Genomic DNA, 19752 nt, shown 5'->3' with positions numbered 1-19752 from the left:
TTTTGTCTCTCCATTTTGACAGACTTAAGCGAGTTATTATTAATAAATGCCATACTACCGACCTAACGAACACAGTCAAGCATTAATAATCAAATTCAATCATTAAGTGTCAGAAGCATCCTATCTGAATGATATTTGCACGAAACTTCCAGCAAAAAAAAGCACCGCTAAGCGGTGCTTTTTGAATGAATTAACCATCTGAATCGTTAATCCGCAAACTGCCTGACCAGATTTCCTAACGTTTCTTTCGCGTCCCCAAAAATCATTCGACAATTAGGTTTAAAGAAAAGTGGGTTATCGACTCCGGCAAAACCGGTAGCCATGCCTCTTTTTAATACAAACACATTTTTTGCAAGATCGGCATTAATCACAGGCATGCCGTAAATAGGGCTGCCTTTTAGCTCTCTGGCTGCCGGGTTAACAACGTCATTGGCGCCAATAACGATTGCCACGTCATAACCTTCGATTCTAGGGTTTACCTCATCCATTTCGAACAATTGCTCATAGGAGACATCCGCCTCAGCCAATAATACATTCATATGACCAGGCATACGCCCGGCAACAGGATGAATCGCATAAGACACTTCGGCACCATTACTCTCAAGTAACTCCTGCAGTTCCTTCATCGTGTGTTGGGCCTGCGCCACCGCCATTCCATAGCCGGGAATTACCAAAACCGATTGGGCCGCTTCCAGAACATAGTAAGCATCATCAGCGGAAAGAGGCTTTATTTCCCCTTCAATTTTCATATCGCTGGATTGTACCGCTTGAAAACCTGACGTCATTACATTCATGAGGGAACGATTCATCGCTTTACACATGATATTGGTCAGGATAATGCCACTCGCGCCTACCAGCGCACCAGCGACAATCAGAAGGTTATTTTCTAATGCGAATCCCGCGGCACAAGCTGCAAGGCCGGAGTAGCTATTTAGGAGTGAAATAACCACTGGCATGTCAGCACCACCGATTGGCAAAACCAGCATAACCCCCATCAACAGCGCAAGTCCGATGGCTAAATAATGCCAGGTCGCAATTTCTGGCTGCGCACAAATTAAAACCGCACTAAGCAAAATACCTAACAATAGTGCGATGTTGGCAAAGATCTGGCCCTTAAAAGCGATAGGTCGTCCAATCATGCGCTCACTCAGTTTAGCCCAGGCAACAATACTTCCTGAAAATGTAATTGCACCGATAAGCAATGCAACAAAACTGACTAAAATGATAAATACGGACAGGTTTTCACCTCCCACCAGCGTCGCATAAGCAACCGCAAGACTAGCCAAACCACCGATACCATTAAATAACGATACCAATTCTGGCATCGAGGTCATGGCCACTTTCCGGGCCGCAATCACCCCAAGAATGGAACCAATAACAAAACAAACCAGAATCAATTCAAAGGAAATAATCTGCTGATCAAGCAAGGTTACGATAACCGCGACAAACATTGCTAATGCCGACAATAAATTGCCTTTTCTGGCCGTCGACGGATGGCTGAGAAGCTTTAATCCAAAAATAAATAGGGTGGCACTGAGAACATAAACAAAATTTATTATTATTGAGTAATCGGTCATGATGATCCCTTAACGCTTTTTGAACATGGCTAGCATGCGGTCGGTAACCATGTAACCACCAACGACATTAATGGTGGCTAACAATACTGCGGCAGCACCAAGCCAGGTTGCCCATTCTTCATAGCCTTTGCCAGCGATACTGATAGCACCCAACACTGTAATTCCGGAAATCGCATTGGCGCCAGACATTAGCGGCGTATGTAACGTCGCAGGGACTTTACGGATTAATTCAAAGCCAACAAATATTGCTAACATTAAGATAAATAAAAGGTATATAGCTGTCATGACATACTCCCTACAGGTTCAGCTTTCGCGGTAATGTTTTCTCCCGACGTAGTAATTGATGGCTTGGGAGGAATCGATTCTTGAGCCATGTTAAGTTCAAGGCAATGATTTTGAATTAACGTATTTACAATATTTCCAGCATGTGTGATCACGGCGTTGGCCTGAATATCATCTTCCAGTTCAACGGCAAACAATTGCTGTTCTGCAGACCAAAACTCATTAACTAAATTAAACAGGTTATTGGCATACATTTGCGAAGCATTGTAAGCAACATCATTGGTCCAGTTTCCAGTGCCGATGATAGTTACGCCATTGATCAATGTATAATCGCCAGGGATGGAACCTTCAACATTACCACCACTTTTTGCTGCCATATCAACGACCACCGATCCTGGCTTCATTCGCTCAATGGTTTGCTTATTAATTAATCTAGGCGGTTTTCTTCCAAATAATTGCGCCGTGGTGATTACAATATCAGAGTCGATAATGCATTTTTCCTGCTCTGCCTGTTGCCGGGCCAACTGCTCCGCTGTCAATGCTGTCGCGTAACCTTGATTGGTCTGGCCGGTTTCGCCCAGATCAATTTCCAAAAATTTAGCGCCTAAAGAACGTACCTGCTCGGCCACCACACTGCGGGTATCAAAAGCCGTAACGGTAGCTCCCAGCCGTTTTGCCGTAGCTATCGCTTGTAAGCCCGCAACACCGGCACCAATAATAAAAACTTTCGCCGGTTTAATCGTGCCGGCAGCGGTCATCATCATAGGCAGAATACGGTTTAACTCTGACACCGCTTTCGCGACCATAACATACCCTGCCAGACTCGCTTGTGAACTTAAGGCATCCATTTTCTGACAACGAGTCGAACGCGGGATCATCTCCATACTGATGCTGGTAACATTATGTTTTTTTAAACATTGCACGTAACTCACATCATTAAATGGGTCTAAGAAGCTCACCACAACGTTACCATTGAGATAGCGCAGTTGCGATTCTGGTAGCTTATCAACGGTCAATACAAGATCGGCGTTTGTTAATAGCTCCTGTCTACTTTGTACGACCGTCGCACCGGCATCGGAATATTCCTGATCGCTGATGTTCAGTCTTGCACCAAATCCTTGCTCAATGTGAACTTGTGCCCCCATTAGACAATAGGCTTTGACGTTTGCAGGTAACAAAGAGCAACGCTTTTCGGTAATTAATGTCTCGCAGGGAAACGCTATTATTGACATAACAATTCCTAAATTTAAGGTGTAACATTCCTGGTTACTGATTTGAGCACCAGCGCAAAAATAAAGTTTAAAACCAGTTGACCGCGATAATGGGACAGATGCATATCAATGATCAGTCCCTATCCATCCAAAGTAGGATTATTTCAGGTCAGCAACGGTAAGGTGATCCATGTCGTCGAATTCCTGATTTTCGCCACCCATAGCCCAGATAAAGGTATAGTTGGTGGTACCAACGCCACTATGAATCGACCAGCTTGGTGAAGCGATTGCAACTTCTGGTTCCAATGACAGTGAGCGCACTTCTTTAGGCTCACCCATCAAATGGAAAACACGTTCATCGACAGGAAGGTCAAAGTACATATATATTTCGGTACGACGAAAATGCGTATGCGGTGGTTTGGTGTTCCAAACACTACCCGGTTTCAATTCCGTTATCCCCATTACCAATTGGCAACTGTCGACCAACCCTGGACGGATTGATTGAAAGATGGTGCGCTCATTGGATGTCTGTTGCGACCCTAAATCAATTGACTGGGCCGCTTCCTTTGGCACATGCACGGTTTTGGTTACTCGATGTGCGGGATAAGACACCAAATAAAACTTTGCAGGTGCATTTTCATCTGCGGAGAAAAACTCAACATCTTTGCTTTCTTTGGCGATATATAAACTATCTTTGTTGGCCATTGGGTAGGAAACACCATCTACCGTAATCGTGCCATTGCCACCAATATTGATGACGCCAGCCTCGCGTCGTTGGCAAAAATAATCGGCGGCAAGTTCTTTGTGAGTGGGTAAGACAATGCTCTGGCTGGTAGGCATAATCCCGGCAACAACACCACGATCCACATCGGTATAAGTCAGATTGATCGCACCTGCGCTAAATAAAGGTTTGGTCACAAACGCTTCACGTAGCTCGTCATTACGCATATTTTTGTAGCTTCTGATATCTGCAGAAAACATAAAGTCCATAAGAACTCCTTAACTCTGATTGTTAAATTGAATTTGAGCTAGCGTTAGCGAGCCATCCAGCCGCCATCAACTAGCATGATGTGGCCATTCATATAATTAGACGCATTACTGGCCAAAAAGACCGTTGCTGGGCCTAAATCATCCGGCTTGCCCCATCTGCCCGCTGGGATTCGAGCCGATATGCTGTCAAATCGCTCTTGATCCTGGCGCAGATTGAAGGTGTTATCGGTTTCAAAATATCCTGGGGCAATGGCATTCACCTGAATACCAGACTGAGCCCACTCATTCGCGAGCGCCTTGGTGATTTGTGCCACTCCACCCTTGCTCGCGGCATAAGCTGGAACGGTAATACCACCGGAAAAACTCAATAACGACGCGATATTGATAATTTTTCCTGATCCTTGTTTAAGCATGTGTTTACCGGCTTCGCGGCAAAATCGAAAAACGCCATTGAGGTTAACGTTAATCACCTCTTCCCAATCTTCATCACTGAATTCATGAGCAGGAGATCGCTTGATTGTCCCCGCGTTATTAACAAGAATGTCAATTTTTCCGAATTCGGCGACGGTGTCATTAATGACTTTCTGGATTTGCGCACCATCGCCCTGATCGCAACCAAGCCCGATATGCTTGATTCCTTTGGCACTTAACATATCGGCCGTTGCCTGAACATTTTCCGGCTTTGAGCCTACGGCAACCACCGTAGCACCTGCTTCACCTAAGGCTATCGCCATCGCCTGCCCGAGGCCTCTGCTGGCACCAGTTACGATTGCAACTTTGCCTTCCAAGCCAAACTGAGATTGTAAATATTCGTGCATAAAATTGATTCCTGAATGTTATTCAACTGAACTAAATAAGGCCCAGCAATTTCGGTAAAAATTCGCTGATTGCCGGGAACATGGTCACCAACACAAGCGCTAAAATCATTGCCACATACAAAGGCAAAATTGGTTTAATAATCTCACTGATACCCACCTTACCGACGCTACAGCCAACAAATAGAACACTACCCACAGGTGGCGTACATAAACCTATCGATAGGTTTAAAATCATCATAATGCCAAAGTGCAGCGGCGAAATTCCTAACGACTCAGCGACCGGCAAAAAGATAGGCGTGAAAATTAAGACAGCTGGTGTCATATCCATAAACGTGCCAATGATCAACAACGTCAAATTTATGATCAGCAGAATCAACAACGGATTCTGTGACAAGGTCAACAACACGTTACTGATAGATTGCGGGATAGTTTCATAGGACATCAGCCACGACATTGCAGAGGATGCGCCGATTAACAACATTACAATTGCTGTTGTTAATACCGATTTTATTAATATCGGATATAAGTCTTTGAGCTGCAGTTCTTTGTAGAACACCAAGGATAAACACAGTGAATATAAAACCGCTATTGCACCGGCTTCGGTAGGGGTAAACACACCTGCGATGATGCCGCCAATAATCAGCACTATCAAGAACAGACTCGGAATTGCTCCAAATAGCGACGGCCAAAAGGGCTCAATGGTTTGTGCTGACACAGGCGAAATGTTATGTCGCTTCACATAAATCACCGCACCTACGATGAGCAACAAGGTAACCAAAAGTCCTGGCAGATATCCGGCAATAAATAGCGCGGCAATCGACACACCACCACTTGCCAGAGAATAAATAATCAAAATATTGCTGGGCGGGATCAACATCCCGGTAGTCGCCGCAGTAACGGTTACGGCGGTGCTGAATGACTTTTTATACCCTTCTTTTTCCATCGCCGGGATCATAAAACCGCCGATCGCCGACGTTGCAGCGACCGCTGAACCAGAAATGGAACCAAACAGCGCACAAGAGATAACGTTGACTATCGCCAGGCCGCCGGGTAATCGCCCCACTAAGACCTTAGCAAAGACGATCAGCCGATGTGCGATCCCACCCTGGCCCATTAAAAACCCCGATAAGATAAAATACGGGATTGCTAACAGTGCAAAGCTATCGATACCCGCAACCAGTCGCTGAGCTATGGTGGTCAGCGCCGGTAGCGAATCAATGGTCGCCACCATAGTGACCAGCGTCGCAAAGATGATTGCCAAAGCAATCGGTAAATTAATCAGTAGTAACAGTGCAAATACACCAAATAGAAGCAAACTAGTCATTGGCGTTACCCTCACGGTGATCAACGCTCACTTCCCGCCTCAAAGAAGGCGCGTGATGGTCAGCATAAATAAAGAAAAACAGGCTATAGATAAGAAACAACACTCCACTTAACGGCAGCACTGAGTAGATTGCCGCCATCGGTACATTAAGTACCGGTGAGTTTTGCCCCAACGACCAGGTCAGAGAAACTAAATTGCTGCCACCGACAATAAGAACCAATATTGCGAATATCGCGACCAGAAGACAACAAAATCGATACAAGGTAATGGCTTTTTTCGGCGGTAAATTTCTGACCAACAAATCGAACCCGAGATGACTGTGCAGGCGATAGGCATAAGCACCCCCGAGTAAACTGACCCAGATAAGTAAAAATCGTGCCATTTCTTCTGTAAACGAACTCGGTTGTGGCAAAATAAATCGGGTTAACACCTGCCAGGTTACGACAAGAACGAGCAGTGTCATCATCACCGCAAGTAGTCCCCTTAATAAGGTATTAATCACCTCTATACTGAGGTCTAACCATTTCATTGCAATGCTCCCAACGCTTTAATGTCATTCACAAGCTCGCCGAGCGGCTGCCCCTGTAACTGTTGATACATGGGTTGTACGCTGTTCTGAAACAGGGTTTTATCCGCGACAAGTACTTCAACACCAGCTTCCTGGATTTTTTGCAATGACATTTTTGTCGATTCGGCCCACAGTTCTTTTTGGTAATGAGTCGCCCGTGTCATTGCCTCATTAAGCCAGTGACGTTGCTGCTCTGAAAGTTTGTTCCACAAATGTGTACCGATAATGATAATGTCTGGAATCGATGTATGTTCATCAAGAAGAAAGTACTTACTTACTTCGTAATGCTTAGAATAAAAGAAGCTTGGCGGATTATTTTCCGCACCTTCGACAATGCCCTGTTGTAATGCGGTATAAAGTTCCCCCCAACTCACCGGCGTTGCTGCACCACCGATCGTATTCACCATGTCGACAGCAGACTGACTGTTCATAACCCGTATTTTTAAACCATTTAAGTCGGCTGGCTGTTCTACTTTTTTGGCCGTTGTATAAAAACTACGACTGCCTGCGTCAAAATAACCCAGACCTTTAACCCGATATTCCAATCCCGCATCTAATAACGCTTTACCAATATCACTGTCTAAGGTTTTCCAATAATGTGCTTGGTCATTAAACAGGTACGGCACACTAAACACCTTCATCTCAGGTACAAAAGCTTCAAGAGAACTGGCGGATACCTTGGTCATCCCGAGCGTGCCAATCTGCAAAAGTTCGATAATTTCCCGCTCCGAACCCAACTGACCGGAAGGATAGATCTCTAAACGCATTTGACCAGATGATATCGTTTGAAGTTGCTGATCCATGTACTGCAGGGATTTGTGCACGGGATGTTGAATGTCCAGACCATGAGCCAAGCGAATGGACACATTGGCTTGATGATCTTGTCCGCAGCCACTCAAAACCAGCGCCAAAGCCAAAATCAGGTGAGATGTTATATTTTTAATCATCACGCCAAGTCTCCGGGTTGTAAGGGGATGCCTTTATCAATAATTGCCCCTTTATGCATGATCACCACCCCGGCGCAATGTTGCGCATCGGTTATGCAACCTTCAAGCGGTTTACCCTGCATTCGCGCTGCCAGATATGCGCCATTAAAGGAATCGCCTGCCGCGGTCGTATCCAGCGGTTTAACGACGTTTGGTAGCGGTACAAACACGTATTGTTGCTGGTGATACGCCGTACAGCCTTGTTCGCCATTCTTGACGACCAGCTCACAAACACCCTTACTAATCCAGCGCTCCATACAAGCTTCAACCTGGTGTTCACCATATAAAGCGATTTCATCTTCAAGACTGATTAGCGCGATATCGGTATTTTCCATCATCGATTGATAGGCGTGAATTGCATCGGCCTGAGAATGCCAATTACGTGGACGATAGTTGTTATCAAACACCACCCGGCCACCGTTTAAGCGGTAGCGCTTGAGAAACGCAAACAGCGTTTCCCGATCCGCATCTGAATATATCGAAAGCGTAATGCCGGTAAGGAACAGTAGCGGGTAATCCATCAATATGGTGAAAATATCCGGGGCAATGGTAAGTAATTCCCGCGCTGGCGCAGTGTCACGCCAGTAATGAAAATGACGTTCTCCGTGGTCATCATTTTCGATAATGTATAAACCTGAATTTGCTCCAGCACGCGTGATAACGTTATTAACGCCGACTCCTTCCTTTTGCCACTCCGCCTTCATTTGTGCACTGTATAGGTCATCTCCGATGGCGGTAAAATAATCGCAACGTCCACCGCTGCGACTCAAATAAATAGCGGTGTTTAGCGTGTCTCCGCCAAAGCCCATTTTATAATGACCATCCGGTTGTTGACTCAGCTCCACCATGCATTCACCCAGGATTGCTACTTCCACTCTACATCCTTAATCTTTCTTTTTATTTTCTGACAATCGTCAATGCGAGCTTTGCTCAACCCTATCTATGTCCAAACCTACGTTGCGTAACCTTGACTGTTGCTTAACCCAACTAAGGCACGTGAGTATAAGATGAAAAAATATCACCTTGAGGCATTTTAACCACGGATGGCATGATTGTAAATGAGCGGAATCGATTATTTATGAGCGCTAGTTATTTAATTCGTGAAAAGTCTTAGGCTGAAAGCGTGCCAGATATAAATGTTTATTCTTCATCAATTCAGTTTGTTAACAATCGGTTGATTTTATCTCGCGTTAATGACGCCTAAAGCCAAGCTGTCACGCCATTTTCAAAAACGCAGAAAGCAATCAATAACTGTCTTTAACAATCAAATAATGTTATATTGACGGGTAATTGCTCACAATGGATTTTGCCGATAGAATATGACCAGACAAAAAGCAACCAGCGACACCTCAGGACAGGGTTTACCAATGTTAGAAAAGCATAGGCAGCAACTTATTAAGGACATCTTGGATCAAGAGCAATTTGCCAGTGTCCGCAGTTTGACCGAAAAGCTAAATGCGTCGGAAGCAACTATCAGGCGTGACATTACCAAAATGTCCCAACGCGGTGAAATCAATAAAATTCGCGGTGGCGCGGAATCCATAAATGGTGAGCCGAAAAAGAAACACCTTTCCAGCTCGGCGTTCATTGTCGATAAAACCAAGCGCGCGCAGACGAAAAAGTTGATTGCCAAAAGGGCCGTCGAACTGTGTGCAGACGGTGATTCAATCATCATAAACGGTGGTAGTTCCACATATATGATGGGTGAATTTTTGTCAGACATGCACCTCAACATTTTAACAAACTCATTCGTGCTGGCCAGCTACATTACCGAAAATAGCGATAGCCAGGTTACCCTGCCCGGCGGTGAAATTTACCGTGAGCAAGGTATTATTCTTAGTTCCTATGAAAAAGACAGTACCGAGAATTACCATGGTACCATGATGTTTATGGGTACTCCTGGTATCGGCAAGTTTGGTGTGATGGAGTCCGATCCTCTACTAATAAGATCAGAACAAAAACTGAAAAAACAAACTGAGAAACTGGTGATTCTTGCGGATAGCTCAAAAGTAGGCAAACGCAGTAATTTTATTCTGTGCCCATTGCAAGAAGTTGATATTTTGATCACCGACTCTAAAGCGGATCCGGAATCGGTCCGTTATTTTGAAGAGCAAGGGATTGAAGTTATTTTGGTGGAAGCGGCTGATGATGAGTAGCAATAAGGCGCGATTACATCTGTGATGTCAACGCGACTTTCTTGGCAAAACGCCAACGCTTGAAAAACAAGAGTTACATTAGTTGAAAAAACTTCCACTAAAGTAACTCTTTTTTATTGCCCTAAGCACGCAAGGGCTGATGACCAAGTTCTATCTGTTGTAACCACTGGCGCTTGTATTCATTCAAACCCGCAACCTTAGTATGTCCGGCATCCTGAATATCAATCTGTCCCTCGGCATTTTGCCAATCCGTAAGGTATGCGGCGCCAAGTACAGTGCCGGTTGAATCTGAAGAAAGATAAACGTTTTGCTCACGTCGGAGTTGGTTTAATAAACTGCACAATAATGGGTTTTTAAGGAAAGCCCCTTCAATATAGACGTTTCCTCTGGCTTGTAGCATCGTTAATTGGTAATCAATCATCAACGCACTATACAAGGTAGCCAGAGCAATGCCGCTAATTTTTTCTAATGGCCCTGAAAACCCTGAAGGATGGCCACCAAAAGGTCCACTACCCTGACTAAAGTCCGGTAAAGCAAACACCTGCTCAGTGATAACCTGTTGAATATCCGCTTCCGTAAATTGCTCACCCAGCCATGATCCGGCTTGCTCACAAATCCGTTCAAATTCACGACCTCCCATAAACCTGGCACAAGCCACGGGCGTTCCTAACGCGTCAATATTTGCCAACATATCCTTGTCATGGCGCAACGAATTCAATGGCACGTTAGAGGCCATCAGAATTGTCCATGTACCTGTGGAAACCACGGTAAAAGGCGCATCTTTTTGCGTCATTCGATAGCGTAAAAAGCTCGCATTGCTGTCATGCAGGCCATTAAACACCTGACACCCGGGTTGTACCCCTAAGTGCTCGGTTAGTTCCGGCGTTACCTGACCGCAATTGAACCAGGCATGATGCAATGGTGGAAAAAGATCCCTGATTTGCAACGTATCAACCAGACTGGAAAAGTCGTCATCTTGTAAAGACCATAGGTCGGTATGACAACCCAATGATGTTATCTCCGAACTCAAATGTCCGGTAAGTCGCCAAACCCAGTATTGGGGATACATCAGTATATCGGTGGCGGTTGAAAATGGCTGCGGAAACTGCCGCTGCAACCAATATAACTGTCGCCCTAAGTTTAATCCTGCTGGCAACATCGGTGAGTAGGTAGTATCAAAATCAGGCCTGAGGTTTTCATAGTCAGGAGTCTGCTCATAGATGCTGTCATATTCATAGTCCAAAATCGGCAACACCAAACCACTGTCCCCCGAGTTTTCTCGGTTTACTAATGCGGCGGTCGCACCATGGGTGGTAATCGTCATTTTCTCGATAGGATATTGCGCCGATGCCGCGCGGATTGTTTCGCACAGCCATTGCCAGATAGCGTCCGTATCTAAGCTAGGGTAGTCCCCATCGGTATTGACTTTATTGGTCATTTGCCTCGCAAATTCAGGTTCAAAGCGCTTGTTAAGAACATGAATCTTTACATGGGTTTTACCGATATCGATGATCAGTGTATGGTGATTATTGTCATTATTCATAATTAGTAAATTTCAGCTGCGCCTTATCATTGCTCGGCAGAATTGCGCCAGGAAGATTCAACTCCCGGAACGGTTAAATCAGATCGTTCACCAGCAATACAATTAGCTCTTTAGGGCCATGAGCACCAAACGCCAATGTTTGTTGGATATCCGCGGTCTTCGACGGTCCGGAAATCAACAATACATTCGTGGGCATCTGTGCTTGCCACTGATTGTTGTGGATCAACGTCGCGAAGTTTGCATGTAAGGTGCTCGCATAGGCAACCACAATATGAACCGGTGGAATTAAAGATAGCGTCCGTGGTTCGCTCGCTGAAGGCCAGAGCACAAGCGTGCCGGTTTCGGCAATGAGCCAACGACTGCTACTAATACTGGCCGGCATGTCATAGAACATCTCTTGCTTACAATCCGCCAGATGCGAGTCATAGATACTGAGTTTTAGCGTTTGCTCCGGTGCAGAGTCCAGTGTGGCCTGCAATGGCTCGGCTAACACAGAGCCTTTCCCGCACAGCAGTTTTTCAATACCGCGTTCACGTAACTGATTGATTGCTACTTGATACACATTCTCTGCAGAAACGGAAATCACCTGGGCATGATTGGCCTGCAGATGTTCGACAAAATTTTCTAACATGTCAGCAACCGGCAATTGCGGGTAACAAAAGCCTTTTTCAGCAGGTAATTTACTATAGTCCGCACCCTCTACCTGTTGTTTTAGCTTATTTAAAATCGACGTTCTCGCGGCCTGGGAGCGTTCAAAAATATCCATTACCATCTTTAGCCTCTTGGTTGTCGCGCTTGTATGCGTTCGTGCAATGTTTTGGGTGCAAGTTGCGGGGCGCTGCGAACCTGAGTCCAAACACCTAACTTAGATGGCAGCAAGCCTCTCAACCGTGTCGCAACCCACATCGAAAAACGATACATACCCTGATGTTTGTGAATAAAAGACCAGATCTTCCAAATCGTTGCTTCCATAGGTTTACGGTTGCTACCGGCACCTTTAAGCTCATCAGGCGAGCCGGAATGCACCTTAACGCTTTCAGTTCTTAGTCGCTGTAAAATTTTAGGGATAGGTATTTTTACCGGACAGACCTCGCCACAAGCTCCGCAAAGTGAAGAGGCGGTAGGTAAATCTTTGGTCGCTTCTAAACCAAGCATATGTGGCGATATGATTTTTCCAATGGGTCCCGGGTAAACCGTACCATAAGCGTGCCCGCCGATTCGGGTATACACAGGACAATGATTCATACAAGCACCGCAACGAATACATTGTAGGGTTTGACGTAACTCTTCGTCAGCGAATGCTTGACTGCGACCATTATCAAGAAGTACCAGATGCACCTCTTCAGGCCCATCCTTTTCATCAGATTGGCGCGGCTTGGTGATCATATTGAAATAGGTGGTGATGGCCTGACCCGTTGCACTGCGAGTGAGCAAGCTAAGTAATGGCGGCACATCCTCTAACAACTCAACGACTTTCTCGATGCCGGTTAAAGCGATATGCACATTGGGCACGGCACTGGACATTTGCCCGTTACCTTCGTTTTCAACCAGGCACAGGGTTCCGGTCTCCGCAACAGCGAAATTCACACCGGTGATACCCACATCTGCATGACAGAATTTATCGCGAAGAATACGACGACCTTCCCCAATGAGCGCATCAACATCTGTGGTGTAATCAAAACCATCAATATGTTTATCGAACAGATCTGCTACTTGCTTTTTATTCTGGTGGATGGCTGGCATGATGATATGTGATGGGTGCTCATGTGCTAACTGCACAATATACTCTCCCATATCCGACTCCAGAATTTCCATATCCCTTGCGTGTAGATAGTCATTTAATGCCGTTTCTTCGGACACCATCGACTTACCTTTAACAATGTGTTTACCATTTTTGCTGGTGATGACTTGCGCAATAATTTCATTAGCATCAGTAATGGTTTCCGCCCAATGCACATGAATACCATTGGCCTGTAAATTACTTTCAAGCTTTTCCAACAAATACGGCAACTTAAGCAAAGCGCGCTGTTTGATTAGCTTACATTGATTACGCAATGTCTCCAGTTCGTCGTCACTGGGAAAAGACGCGGCACGTTTTGCCATTAAGTAATTCATCGCGCCATGAAAATTTTCTCTTAACTCGGCGTTAGCTAAATCTTTTTTTACATTTTGGCGAAACGCACGGGCGGTTTCGGCATATTTACTTTCTGACTGCTCAGGTTCCTGAATTTTAACTGTCATTATCCGTTTCCCCGGCTTTTTTCCCTGCGGTTCTTGCTAATAAATAGCTGGCAATATGTTCACCACGCAATGGTTGCTTTTGATACTCCAGAGCACCATTGATGTTCATCAAACAGCCCCAGTCGGCACTGACAAACCTTACGACATCGGCATCCACTAAGCTGGCAGACTTATCAGCCACCATCGCCGCGGAAATATCGCCATGCTTCACAGCGAAGGTACCGCCAAAACCACAGCACTCTTTTTCCTGTTTGTGGATGACGAGTTCGACATTATCGAGTTGGTTGATAAGACTGGCTCCGGTGATATGAACCCCCATTTCGCGGCGTGCTGCACAGGAGGTGTGCATCGCGACTTTTTCCGGTTCGCCGTTATCCGTCAATTTTATTTTCAGTACATGAACTAAAAATTCGGTAAATTCAAAAATTCGCTCACAAAACGCCTCGATACCCGGCTCGCCTTTTAATAGCTCCGGATAATGATGACGCATCATGCCACCGCAGGAACCTGAAATAATGACGATGGGAATATCCAAAGGGAATTGCGCGATTTGCTGTAACGCGACCGACTTGGCTTGTTGCTGATAGCCAGAGTTATAGGCTGGTTGCCCACAACATGTCTGACCTTGTGGAAAGATCACGTCAATACCTTGCTGCTCAAGAAATTCAATCGCATCAATACCAGAATCTGGAAAGAGGACGTCAGCCAAACAGGTTCCGTATAAATATACTTGTTTTGGTTTGTTAGGATAATGTCGAAGATGCTGGCTATTAAGTTCAGTCATGATGTTCTCAAGCAAGGCGTTAATTAATTGAGCAAGCATAAATCATCAATTCATGCCTGCTCTGACTCGTACCCCAAAGGGTCACAATACCAATGTGAATCGTTTATTTTAAAGCTGGCTTTATCGTAGCTTCACAGTCGGAGTGCACAGTTTCCTGTTGCTGCTTTGATTGTGCCAGATACGCATAAGTAGCCGTAATAAAATAGATCAGTGTTGGCGCGATTAACCAAGTCCGAATTGTTTCAATATCTTGATTTACATAAGACATTACACCCAGATATACACAACTCGCCAACGCCGCCCAGGCAAGGTATTTTGCAAACTTAACTAACGAAGATTGCTTATTTTTAGCGACGTTTTGAGCAGAAACCGGCGAGCTTAAATATGCGGATTCTTTTTCTTTTCGCTCTAATTCTGCTTGTTCGGCAACCCTGGCTTCAGGGTACGTCTCTTTCGCCCCCATTGCTGATGCTAACCCAAGGTAAAGCACCGTTGAAAAAATCCACAATGGGATCAAAATGAAAAACAAGTGTAATAACCCCGTCTGTTCGACAGCGATACCCGCAACCATAGATACAACCCAGGTGATGACAGCCGCGAGATTGGTTGTATTGCCCTTATAGGATGACCAATAACGGGTTAAACCCATTTTGGGAAAGAGCCAATGCTCGGCGACAATAATTGCGCCAACAGGTGCCAATAGAAGCCCCATATACCCGACAAAGCCTAACAAGCCAGAAAAGACAAACGGTGAACAGGCGATAATGGTGGTTATAATACCAACGACAATTGTTACTCGCGTCCGGCCCCACGCATGATTTAGTGAGCTAAAGGCTAATCCGGCACGGTAAATCGTCGGGTTAGAGGTTGTCCATCCTGCGATAATCACCGCTAAAATACCGGTTGCACCCAAGGCTTGATATGCGACTGAACCCGGGTCTATCGCGGTAATGCTGGTTTTCAATAAAATTGCAGCACCGGCCCCCATGATACCGGCACAAATCCATGCCATGTAATGACCAATAAACATCCCCAGGGCCGAGAAGTAACCATATTTCGCTTTCTTGGCAAAGCGTAATAAGGTCATGTCACCTAAACTACCATGCATCGCTAAATTCGCGACCCAGGCAAAAGCGACGACATGCCAGATGCCAATGTCGCCGTCGGTATCTTTCCAGATAGATTCACTGGCAACGGTAAGAAAATCAGAAAAACTATTAATGCTGTCAACACTCGCTGTAGCAGCAACCGTAGTGGGCAACATTACAAAAGCCCCCACCAAAAACATTAATATCATCCAAGGCGCACACACTTCGGCAAAAGCCGCGAGTTTTTCAAAGCCTTTTACTGCCATATAAACGACAACGGCGCCAACGCCGAGCACGACCAGGACAAAACGTAAGTCTGTTGGAAAGTAGCCTACCTGATCCGGTATGCCAAAGAGTATTCGTACCGCCGAAGCCGATACCGTAATCATTGCCCCTGCGAGCACACAAAATAAAATCCCGTTGACTACACTATACAATTTTATCGTGCCTGGACCGGCGATTTTTTCAAGGTAAGCGTATAAAGTGAGTCGGGTATCCGTAGCAATAGGTGCCGTCACTAATCCCCATGTGAGTACCGCCAATAAGTTTCCTAATAACAAACCCAATAAGACATCTATTGCACCGACGCCCCAAGATACAAACAAAGCACCAATAACAAATTCAGTACCGGCAACATGCTCCCCTGCATAACTTGCCGCGAATGTTTTCCCACCCTGTAACTTGTCTGGTGTAATTGGCTGAGTTTCGAATTCTTCTGCTGTTGACATTTAACTTCCTCAATGTTCGACAGTTTTATTGTCTGTCGTATTTTTATAATTATTTTTCTGGTGTGTATCACTAGATACACATAAAGATGCCGAAGCACCTTTATGATGTGAGTTTATGACTTAACGCGTACCTTAAACGATGCCTGAACCGTTACCGCCACTATTAGGACGTTCACGGCCAGCCTGAGCCCGGTAGCCCGATGCTCGATACACAGCGATGGGATCAATCGCCCCACCTCGGTTAAAACGTGCCATCTCAAGAATTGGTGACACATCCGTCGTAAAGGCTTTCTTTAACGTGTTACTCGCCATCAACGCATCATTGTCCTGTTGATAGCCGCTAAGCTTCTTACGATCTACAATCAATGCCGCAACGTAAGAGCGCTGAACACTCGCCGCTGAATTCATCAGACTTTCGATTGGGTCGGTTACGTTGTGCGATTGATCTAACATATAGTTCGGTCCGAAACCTTCCTGGTTACGGTATTGCGCATCGACAAGCTCATTGAAAATAAGAAACTGTTGATACGGATGTAAACTGCCACTATCTAAATCATCATCACCATATTTCGAATCATTAAAGTGGAAACCACCCAACTTTTTAAACTGGATCAAACGAGATACGATCATTTCAATATTAACGTTCGGCGCATGGTGCCCTAAATCCACCAGAGATTTGGCCTGTGGCCCTAACTCCATCGCCGCAAGAATGTTACTGCCCCAATCCTGAATAATGGTTGAGTAGAACGCAGGTTCAAACATCTTGTGTTCAATGTGCAATTCCCAATCACTCGGCAGACCTGCATAAATCTGCTTCATGCTGTCAAGATAACGCTCAAACGCACTTTGAAAATGTTGTTGACCCGGATGGTTAGAGCCATCACCCACCCAAACCGTTAACGTTTTGGAACCTAAGGCTTTACCCCATTCAATACAATCTAAGTTGTGCTGAATCGCCAAATCCCGTGATTCCGCGCGGGTGTTGCTTAAACTACCGTATTTAAAACTATGCGCTTGGCCCGGTTGATCCTGAAACGTGTTGGAGTTAATCGAATCCCATTTCAGGTTTAAGCTGTCCGAGGTTTGCTTTAATTCCGTAAAGTCATCCACTTTATCCCAGGGAAAATGTGGCGATACTCGCTCGGTACACTGTGATAAGTCATTGATAACCGCGCTATCTTCCAGCTTTTCCCAGATATTGCGCGGCTCACCTTCGCCAGGAAAGCGTGCAAAACGGGTACCACCGGTACCGGTACCCCAGGAAGGCACCGCAATTTGAAATTGCTCGGCTTTGGCGGTGATATCTTCAATATTGATATCGTCACGGGCTAATTGATTGCCCAGCGCCTCATAATCTTCTTTTAAAAAGCCTGCTAATTTTGCATTTTCTTCTGCAATAAATGCTTTATCGATACGTTGAGTCATGCTCTTTCCTACTCTTATTCTGCAATTTAGCGTTACAACGCTACGTGTAAGCTAGGTTTACACGGATAACTTATCTGGTCGTTTTACTTAATTTTTTAGCAATTAACAAGTATACCGCTGCACTGTAACCCATGGTATTAAAGACTTTGGGTCATTCTCTTGAGTTTATCCAAGCGATACGCATCTAGGCATTAGCAATCAGATTTCGCTTTCTGCCCGCCCCTGACACCTTGTCAAAACAGCCTTTGCGTTATTAATCAGACCGTTATCAATGCCCTCCGGAGGCTAAGTAACGACACTCTCAGATCAAAACATGACGAAGTATCACCCCACAAATAAACACAGTCAAGCATTTTTGGTCAAATTCAATCATGAGGTATCAGAGACGTCTCTGACGTCGCCTGTTCGTGGTGTGTCACCTTATCTACTGGCAGCTTATTTAGAGCCTTATTTGGCGGCATTAATGTAACGTCAAAATATTTCACTCCGGCGCGACAACAAGTGAATCGGTTATCTGTGCTATCTGCCGGATGATATCCTTACTCGACGCTAATAACTCACCTCGTGCAAGAGTAAAACGCTTGGCAGAGAAATAGAATCATGGGCTCGGTCGCGATTGCCGGATTGACTATGCCAGGATAAGTAAAACTTACTGTCCGTAGATGACGTGTCGCCAGCGCCAATAAAAACATTGTGCTCTAACGGTTTTAAGGCTTTATCGATTAATAAGGCATTCGCCTTTTCGGTAAGCGATTCTATTTCTGGAGGGTAGATATTAACGTCTTCGACCCGAATCGGCGCCAATGTATCAGGGTCTAACACGAACTGCATTACCTGCTCATGTTTTCTGACGATCACCCCTATATTACCGTCGTTACGCAGCGTCGGTGACTGGGGTTTGATTGGAAATTTGCCTAGCGATCCAGGGCCACTAAAATCCCAGCGAAAATCCTGCCAATCACTGATTTGCACCGACTTCCAGTGTTTGCCTTCCTGGCGGGCAACATACATCTGAGTATTGCCTGACGCATCGTATTTGTGATAGCTAATAATTGGACGGCGATCGCGGTCAAAGCCGAGTTTGACATTGCCATTTATCATTCCAGCAAAAGGCGGAACCGGATCAACAACTTCTGTCGCTTTTAAAGTAATGGGTAGCGCTAATGGCTTGCCTTGTGAGTCACTCCAGTGGATTAAATCGGGGCTTTTAGCATAAGAAAGGCTGTGATTGGTTGCGGCATTTGGTGTATTCCGCCATACCCAGATCAAATGAAAATGACCATCTGGGCCTTTAATCGGGCCCTCAAAGTAACCACTCATCTTGCCTTCACCATCAAGAAATGTATTGCCATGAAGGCGCGACCATTTTTGCGCTTGGGAATCATAAATATTGTAGATTTCGTTACCGTTGCCACTACCGCCATCGCGATATTTTAAAATCAGCTGATTGTCTTTATTCAATAGAAATACCGGATAAGTCATCCGTTGTTCCTGAGATAAATTAACCATGGAGGCAACCCGTTTAAGGCTTCTGACCTGCATTGGCACCGTGGTACGAAAGTATTCAATCGCATCGCCATGCATATTTCCCATAACATGCAGGTGCCCGGCAGAATCAAGTTCCATCGTCACATAGTTGTGACTATCCCAGCCTAACCAACTATCAACCTTGTAGTACCGCCAAGGTTTTCCAAGCAGACGGTGAGCAACGGTCATTTGCCGATTGCTGTCGAAATAAGCGACAAACTGATTTTTACCGCGCGTCAGTAAATAAGGTTTGATTCGGTGCCCAGACCAAACATTGTCGATAGCTAGCGATGATAATTGTGATTGACTGTCGCTGGCAGCGTTAGTGGTAACCGTTGCATCGGTGTTCGCTGTACAACCCGCCAGGTTACCAAGCGACAACAACAAGAAAAATGCCAAAACACATTGGTTTGAGGCGGTTATATGGAAGGTGATTTTTCTCATAAATATGTACTTATTGATTAATTTTGCCAAAAAAAATGCGACCAGTAAGTACTGGCCGCA

The 19752-nt window shown here is 45.3% G+C and carries 17 protein-coding genes; 1 reads left to right on the top strand and 16 read right to left on the bottom strand.

Annotation, left to right across the window (positions count from 1 at the left end; translation table 11 throughout):
- Positions 1 to 206: 206 nt before the first annotated feature.
- From FE810_RS07460 to FE810_RS07420, 9 genes are all read right to left on the bottom strand, one after another.
- Positions 207 to 1577, bottom strand: coding sequence for an NAD(P)(+) transhydrogenase (Re/Si-specific) subunit beta (locus FE810_RS07460; RefSeq protein WP_138319409.1), 1371 nt, complete (start codon positions 1575 to 1577; stop codon positions 207 to 209).
- Between the two features lie 9 nt (positions 1578 to 1586).
- Positions 1587 to 1862 carry an NAD(P) transhydrogenase subunit alpha part 2 gene (locus FE810_RS07455; RefSeq protein WP_138319408.1) on the bottom strand — a complete coding sequence of 92 codons (276 nt, stop codon included), beginning with the start codon at positions 1860 to 1862 and terminating at the stop codon, positions 1587 to 1589.
- A complete protein-coding gene (locus FE810_RS07450) occupies positions 1859 to 3091 on the bottom strand; it encodes an NAD(P) transhydrogenase subunit alpha (RefSeq protein WP_138319407.1) in 1233 nt (410 codons plus the stop codon). Before FE810_RS07450 ends, FE810_RS07455 begins: the two co-directional genes overlap by 4 nt.
- Before the next feature lie 138 nt (positions 3092 to 3229).
- The gene (gene kduI / locus FE810_RS07445) at positions 3230 to 4060 is read right to left on the bottom strand and encodes a 5-dehydro-4-deoxy-D-glucuronate isomerase (protein ID WP_138319406.1); all 831 of its coding nucleotides are present in this window, start codon (positions 4058 to 4060) and stop codon (positions 3230 to 3232) included.
- Between the two features lie 44 nt (positions 4061 to 4104).
- The gene (gene kduD / locus FE810_RS07440; protein ID WP_138319405.1) at positions 4105 to 4878 is read right to left on the bottom strand and encodes a 2-dehydro-3-deoxy-D-gluconate 5-dehydrogenase KduD; all 774 of its coding nucleotides are present in this window, start codon (positions 4876 to 4878) and stop codon (positions 4105 to 4107) included.
- Between the two features lie 31 nt (positions 4879 to 4909).
- On the bottom strand, positions 4910 to 6202 hold the full coding sequence (locus FE810_RS07435) for a TRAP transporter large permease (RefSeq protein WP_138319404.1): 1293 nt from the start codon (positions 6200 to 6202) through the stop codon (positions 4910 to 4912).
- Positions 6195 to 6731 (bottom strand): TRAP transporter small permease, encoded by a 537-nt coding sequence (locus FE810_RS07430; protein ID WP_138319403.1) that lies wholly within the window; start codon positions 6729 to 6731, stop codon positions 6195 to 6197. Before FE810_RS07430 ends, FE810_RS07435 begins: the two co-directional genes overlap by 8 nt.
- Entirely contained in the window at positions 6728 to 7717 is a 990-nt protein-coding gene (locus FE810_RS07425; RefSeq protein ID WP_138319402.1) for a TRAP transporter substrate-binding protein, read from the bottom strand. The genes FE810_RS07430 and FE810_RS07425 overlap by 4 nt, the downstream gene beginning before the upstream one ends.
- A complete protein-coding gene (locus FE810_RS07420) occupies positions 7717 to 8631 on the bottom strand; it encodes a sugar kinase (protein WP_138319401.1) in 915 nt (304 codons plus the stop codon). The genes FE810_RS07425 and FE810_RS07420 overlap by 1 nt, the downstream gene beginning before the upstream one ends.
- Before the next feature lie 444 nt (positions 8632 to 9075).
- Here FE810_RS07420 and FE810_RS07415 point away from each other — a divergent pair, with 444 nt between their 5' ends.
- Positions 9076 to 9912, top strand: a complete 837-nt coding sequence (locus tag FE810_RS07415; protein ID WP_246036972.1) for a DeoR/GlpR family DNA-binding transcription regulator — start codon at positions 9076 to 9078, stop codon at positions 9910 to 9912.
- A 121-nt stretch (positions 9913 to 10033) separates the two neighbouring features.
- Here FE810_RS07415 and FE810_RS07410 read toward each other — a convergent pair whose 3' ends face one another.
- From FE810_RS07410 to FE810_RS07380, 7 genes are all read right to left on the bottom strand, one after another.
- A complete protein-coding gene (locus tag FE810_RS07410; RefSeq protein WP_138319400.1) occupies positions 10034 to 11455 on the bottom strand; it encodes an FGGY-family carbohydrate kinase in 1422 nt (473 codons plus the stop codon).
- Positions 11456 to 11528: 73 nt separating this feature from the next.
- On the bottom strand, positions 11529 to 12221 hold the full coding sequence (locus FE810_RS07405; RefSeq protein ID WP_212744484.1) for a LutC/YkgG family protein: 693 nt from the start codon (positions 12219 to 12221) through the stop codon (positions 11529 to 11531).
- An 8-nt stretch (positions 12222 to 12229) separates the two neighbouring features.
- Positions 12230 to 13696 (bottom strand): LutB/LldF family L-lactate oxidation iron-sulfur protein, encoded by a 1467-nt coding sequence (locus FE810_RS07400; RefSeq protein WP_138319398.1) that lies wholly within the window; start codon positions 13694 to 13696, stop codon positions 12230 to 12232.
- On the bottom strand, positions 13686 to 14480 hold the full coding sequence (locus FE810_RS07395; protein WP_138319397.1) for a (Fe-S)-binding protein: 795 nt from the start codon (positions 14478 to 14480) through the stop codon (positions 13686 to 13688). Before FE810_RS07395 ends, FE810_RS07400 begins: the two co-directional genes overlap by 11 nt.
- A gap of 103 nt (positions 14481 to 14583) precedes the next feature.
- Positions 14584 to 16296 (bottom strand): purine-cytosine permease family protein, encoded by a 1713-nt coding sequence (locus tag FE810_RS07390; RefSeq protein WP_138319396.1) that lies wholly within the window; start codon positions 16294 to 16296, stop codon positions 14584 to 14586.
- 132 nt (positions 16297 to 16428) lie between these two features.
- Positions 16429 to 17721 carry an L-rhamnose catabolism isomerase gene (gene rhaI / locus FE810_RS07385; RefSeq protein ID WP_138319395.1) on the bottom strand — a complete coding sequence of 431 codons (1293 nt, stop codon included), beginning with the start codon at positions 17719 to 17721 and terminating at the stop codon, positions 16429 to 16431.
- 549 nt (positions 17722 to 18270) lie between these two features.
- Positions 18271 to 19692, bottom strand: a complete 1422-nt coding sequence (locus tag FE810_RS07380; protein ID WP_138319394.1) for a BNR repeat-containing protein — start codon at positions 19690 to 19692, stop codon at positions 18271 to 18273.
- Positions 19693 to 19752 lie beyond the last annotated feature (60 nt).

This window comes from Thalassotalea litorea, from assembly GCF_005843925.1.
GTDB classification, from domain to species: Bacteria; Pseudomonadota; Gammaproteobacteria; order Enterobacterales; family Alteromonadaceae; genus Thalassotalea_A; species Thalassotalea_A litorea_A.
Note: the sequence above shows the minus strand (reverse complement) of the source record. Positions and strands in the feature narration are given on the sequence as shown.

What these genes read in the sequence shown, in the direction of transcription:
- FE810_RS07460 (WP_138319409.1), bottom strand. Translation starts at nt 1,577, where the DNA reads ATGACCGATTACTCAATAATAATAAATTTTGTTTATGTTCTCAGTGCC.
- FE810_RS07455 (WP_138319408.1), bottom strand. Translation starts at nt 1,862, where the DNA reads ATGACAGCTATATACCTTTTATTTATCTTAATGTTAGCAATATTTGTT.
- FE810_RS07450 (WP_138319407.1), bottom strand. Translation starts at nt 3,091, where the DNA reads ATGTCAATAATAGCGTTTCCCTGCGAGACATTAATTACCGAAAAGCGT.
- kduI (WP_138319406.1), bottom strand. Translation starts at nt 4,060, where the DNA reads ATGGACTTTATGTTTTCTGCAGATATCAGAAGCTACAAAAATATGCGT.
- kduD (WP_138319405.1), bottom strand. Translation starts at nt 4,878, where the DNA reads ATGCACGAATATTTACAATCTCAGTTTGGCTTGGAAGGCAAAGTTGCA.
- FE810_RS07435 (WP_138319404.1), bottom strand. Translation starts at nt 6,202, where the DNA reads ATGACTAGTTTGCTTCTATTTGGTGTATTTGCACTGTTACTACTGATT.
- FE810_RS07430 (WP_138319403.1), bottom strand. Translation starts at nt 6,731, where the DNA reads ATGAAATGGTTAGACCTCAGTATAGAGGTGATTAATACCTTATTAAGG.
- FE810_RS07425 (WP_138319402.1), bottom strand. Translation starts at nt 7,717, where the DNA reads ATGATTAAAAATATAACATCTCACCTGATTTTGGCTTTGGCGCTGGTT.
- FE810_RS07415 (WP_246036972.1), top strand. Translation starts at nt 9,076, where the DNA reads ATGACCAGACAAAAAGCAACCAGCGACACCTCAGGACAGGGTTTACCA.
- FE810_RS07410 (WP_138319400.1), bottom strand. Translation starts at nt 11,455, where the DNA reads ATGAATAATGACAATAATCACCATACACTGATCATCGATATCGGTAAA.
- FE810_RS07405 (WP_212744484.1), bottom strand. Translation starts at nt 12,221, where the DNA reads ATGGATATTTTTGAACGCTCCCAGGCCGCGAGAACGTCGATTTTAAAT.
- FE810_RS07400 (WP_138319398.1), bottom strand. Translation starts at nt 13,696, where the DNA reads ATGACAGTTAAAATTCAGGAACCTGAGCAGTCAGAAAGTAAATATGCC.
- FE810_RS07395 (WP_138319397.1), bottom strand. Translation starts at nt 14,480, where the DNA reads ATGACTGAACTTAATAGCCAGCATCTTCGACATTATCCTAACAAACCA.
- FE810_RS07390 (WP_138319396.1), bottom strand. Translation starts at nt 16,296, where the DNA reads ATGTCAACAGCAGAAGAATTCGAAACTCAGCCAATTACACCAGACAAG.
- rhaI (WP_138319395.1), bottom strand. Translation starts at nt 17,721, where the DNA reads ATGACTCAACGTATCGATAAAGCATTTATTGCAGAAGAAAATGCAAAA.
- FE810_RS07380 (WP_138319394.1), bottom strand. Translation starts at nt 19,692, where the DNA reads ATGAGAAAAATCACCTTCCATATAACCGCCTCAAACCAATGTGTTTTG.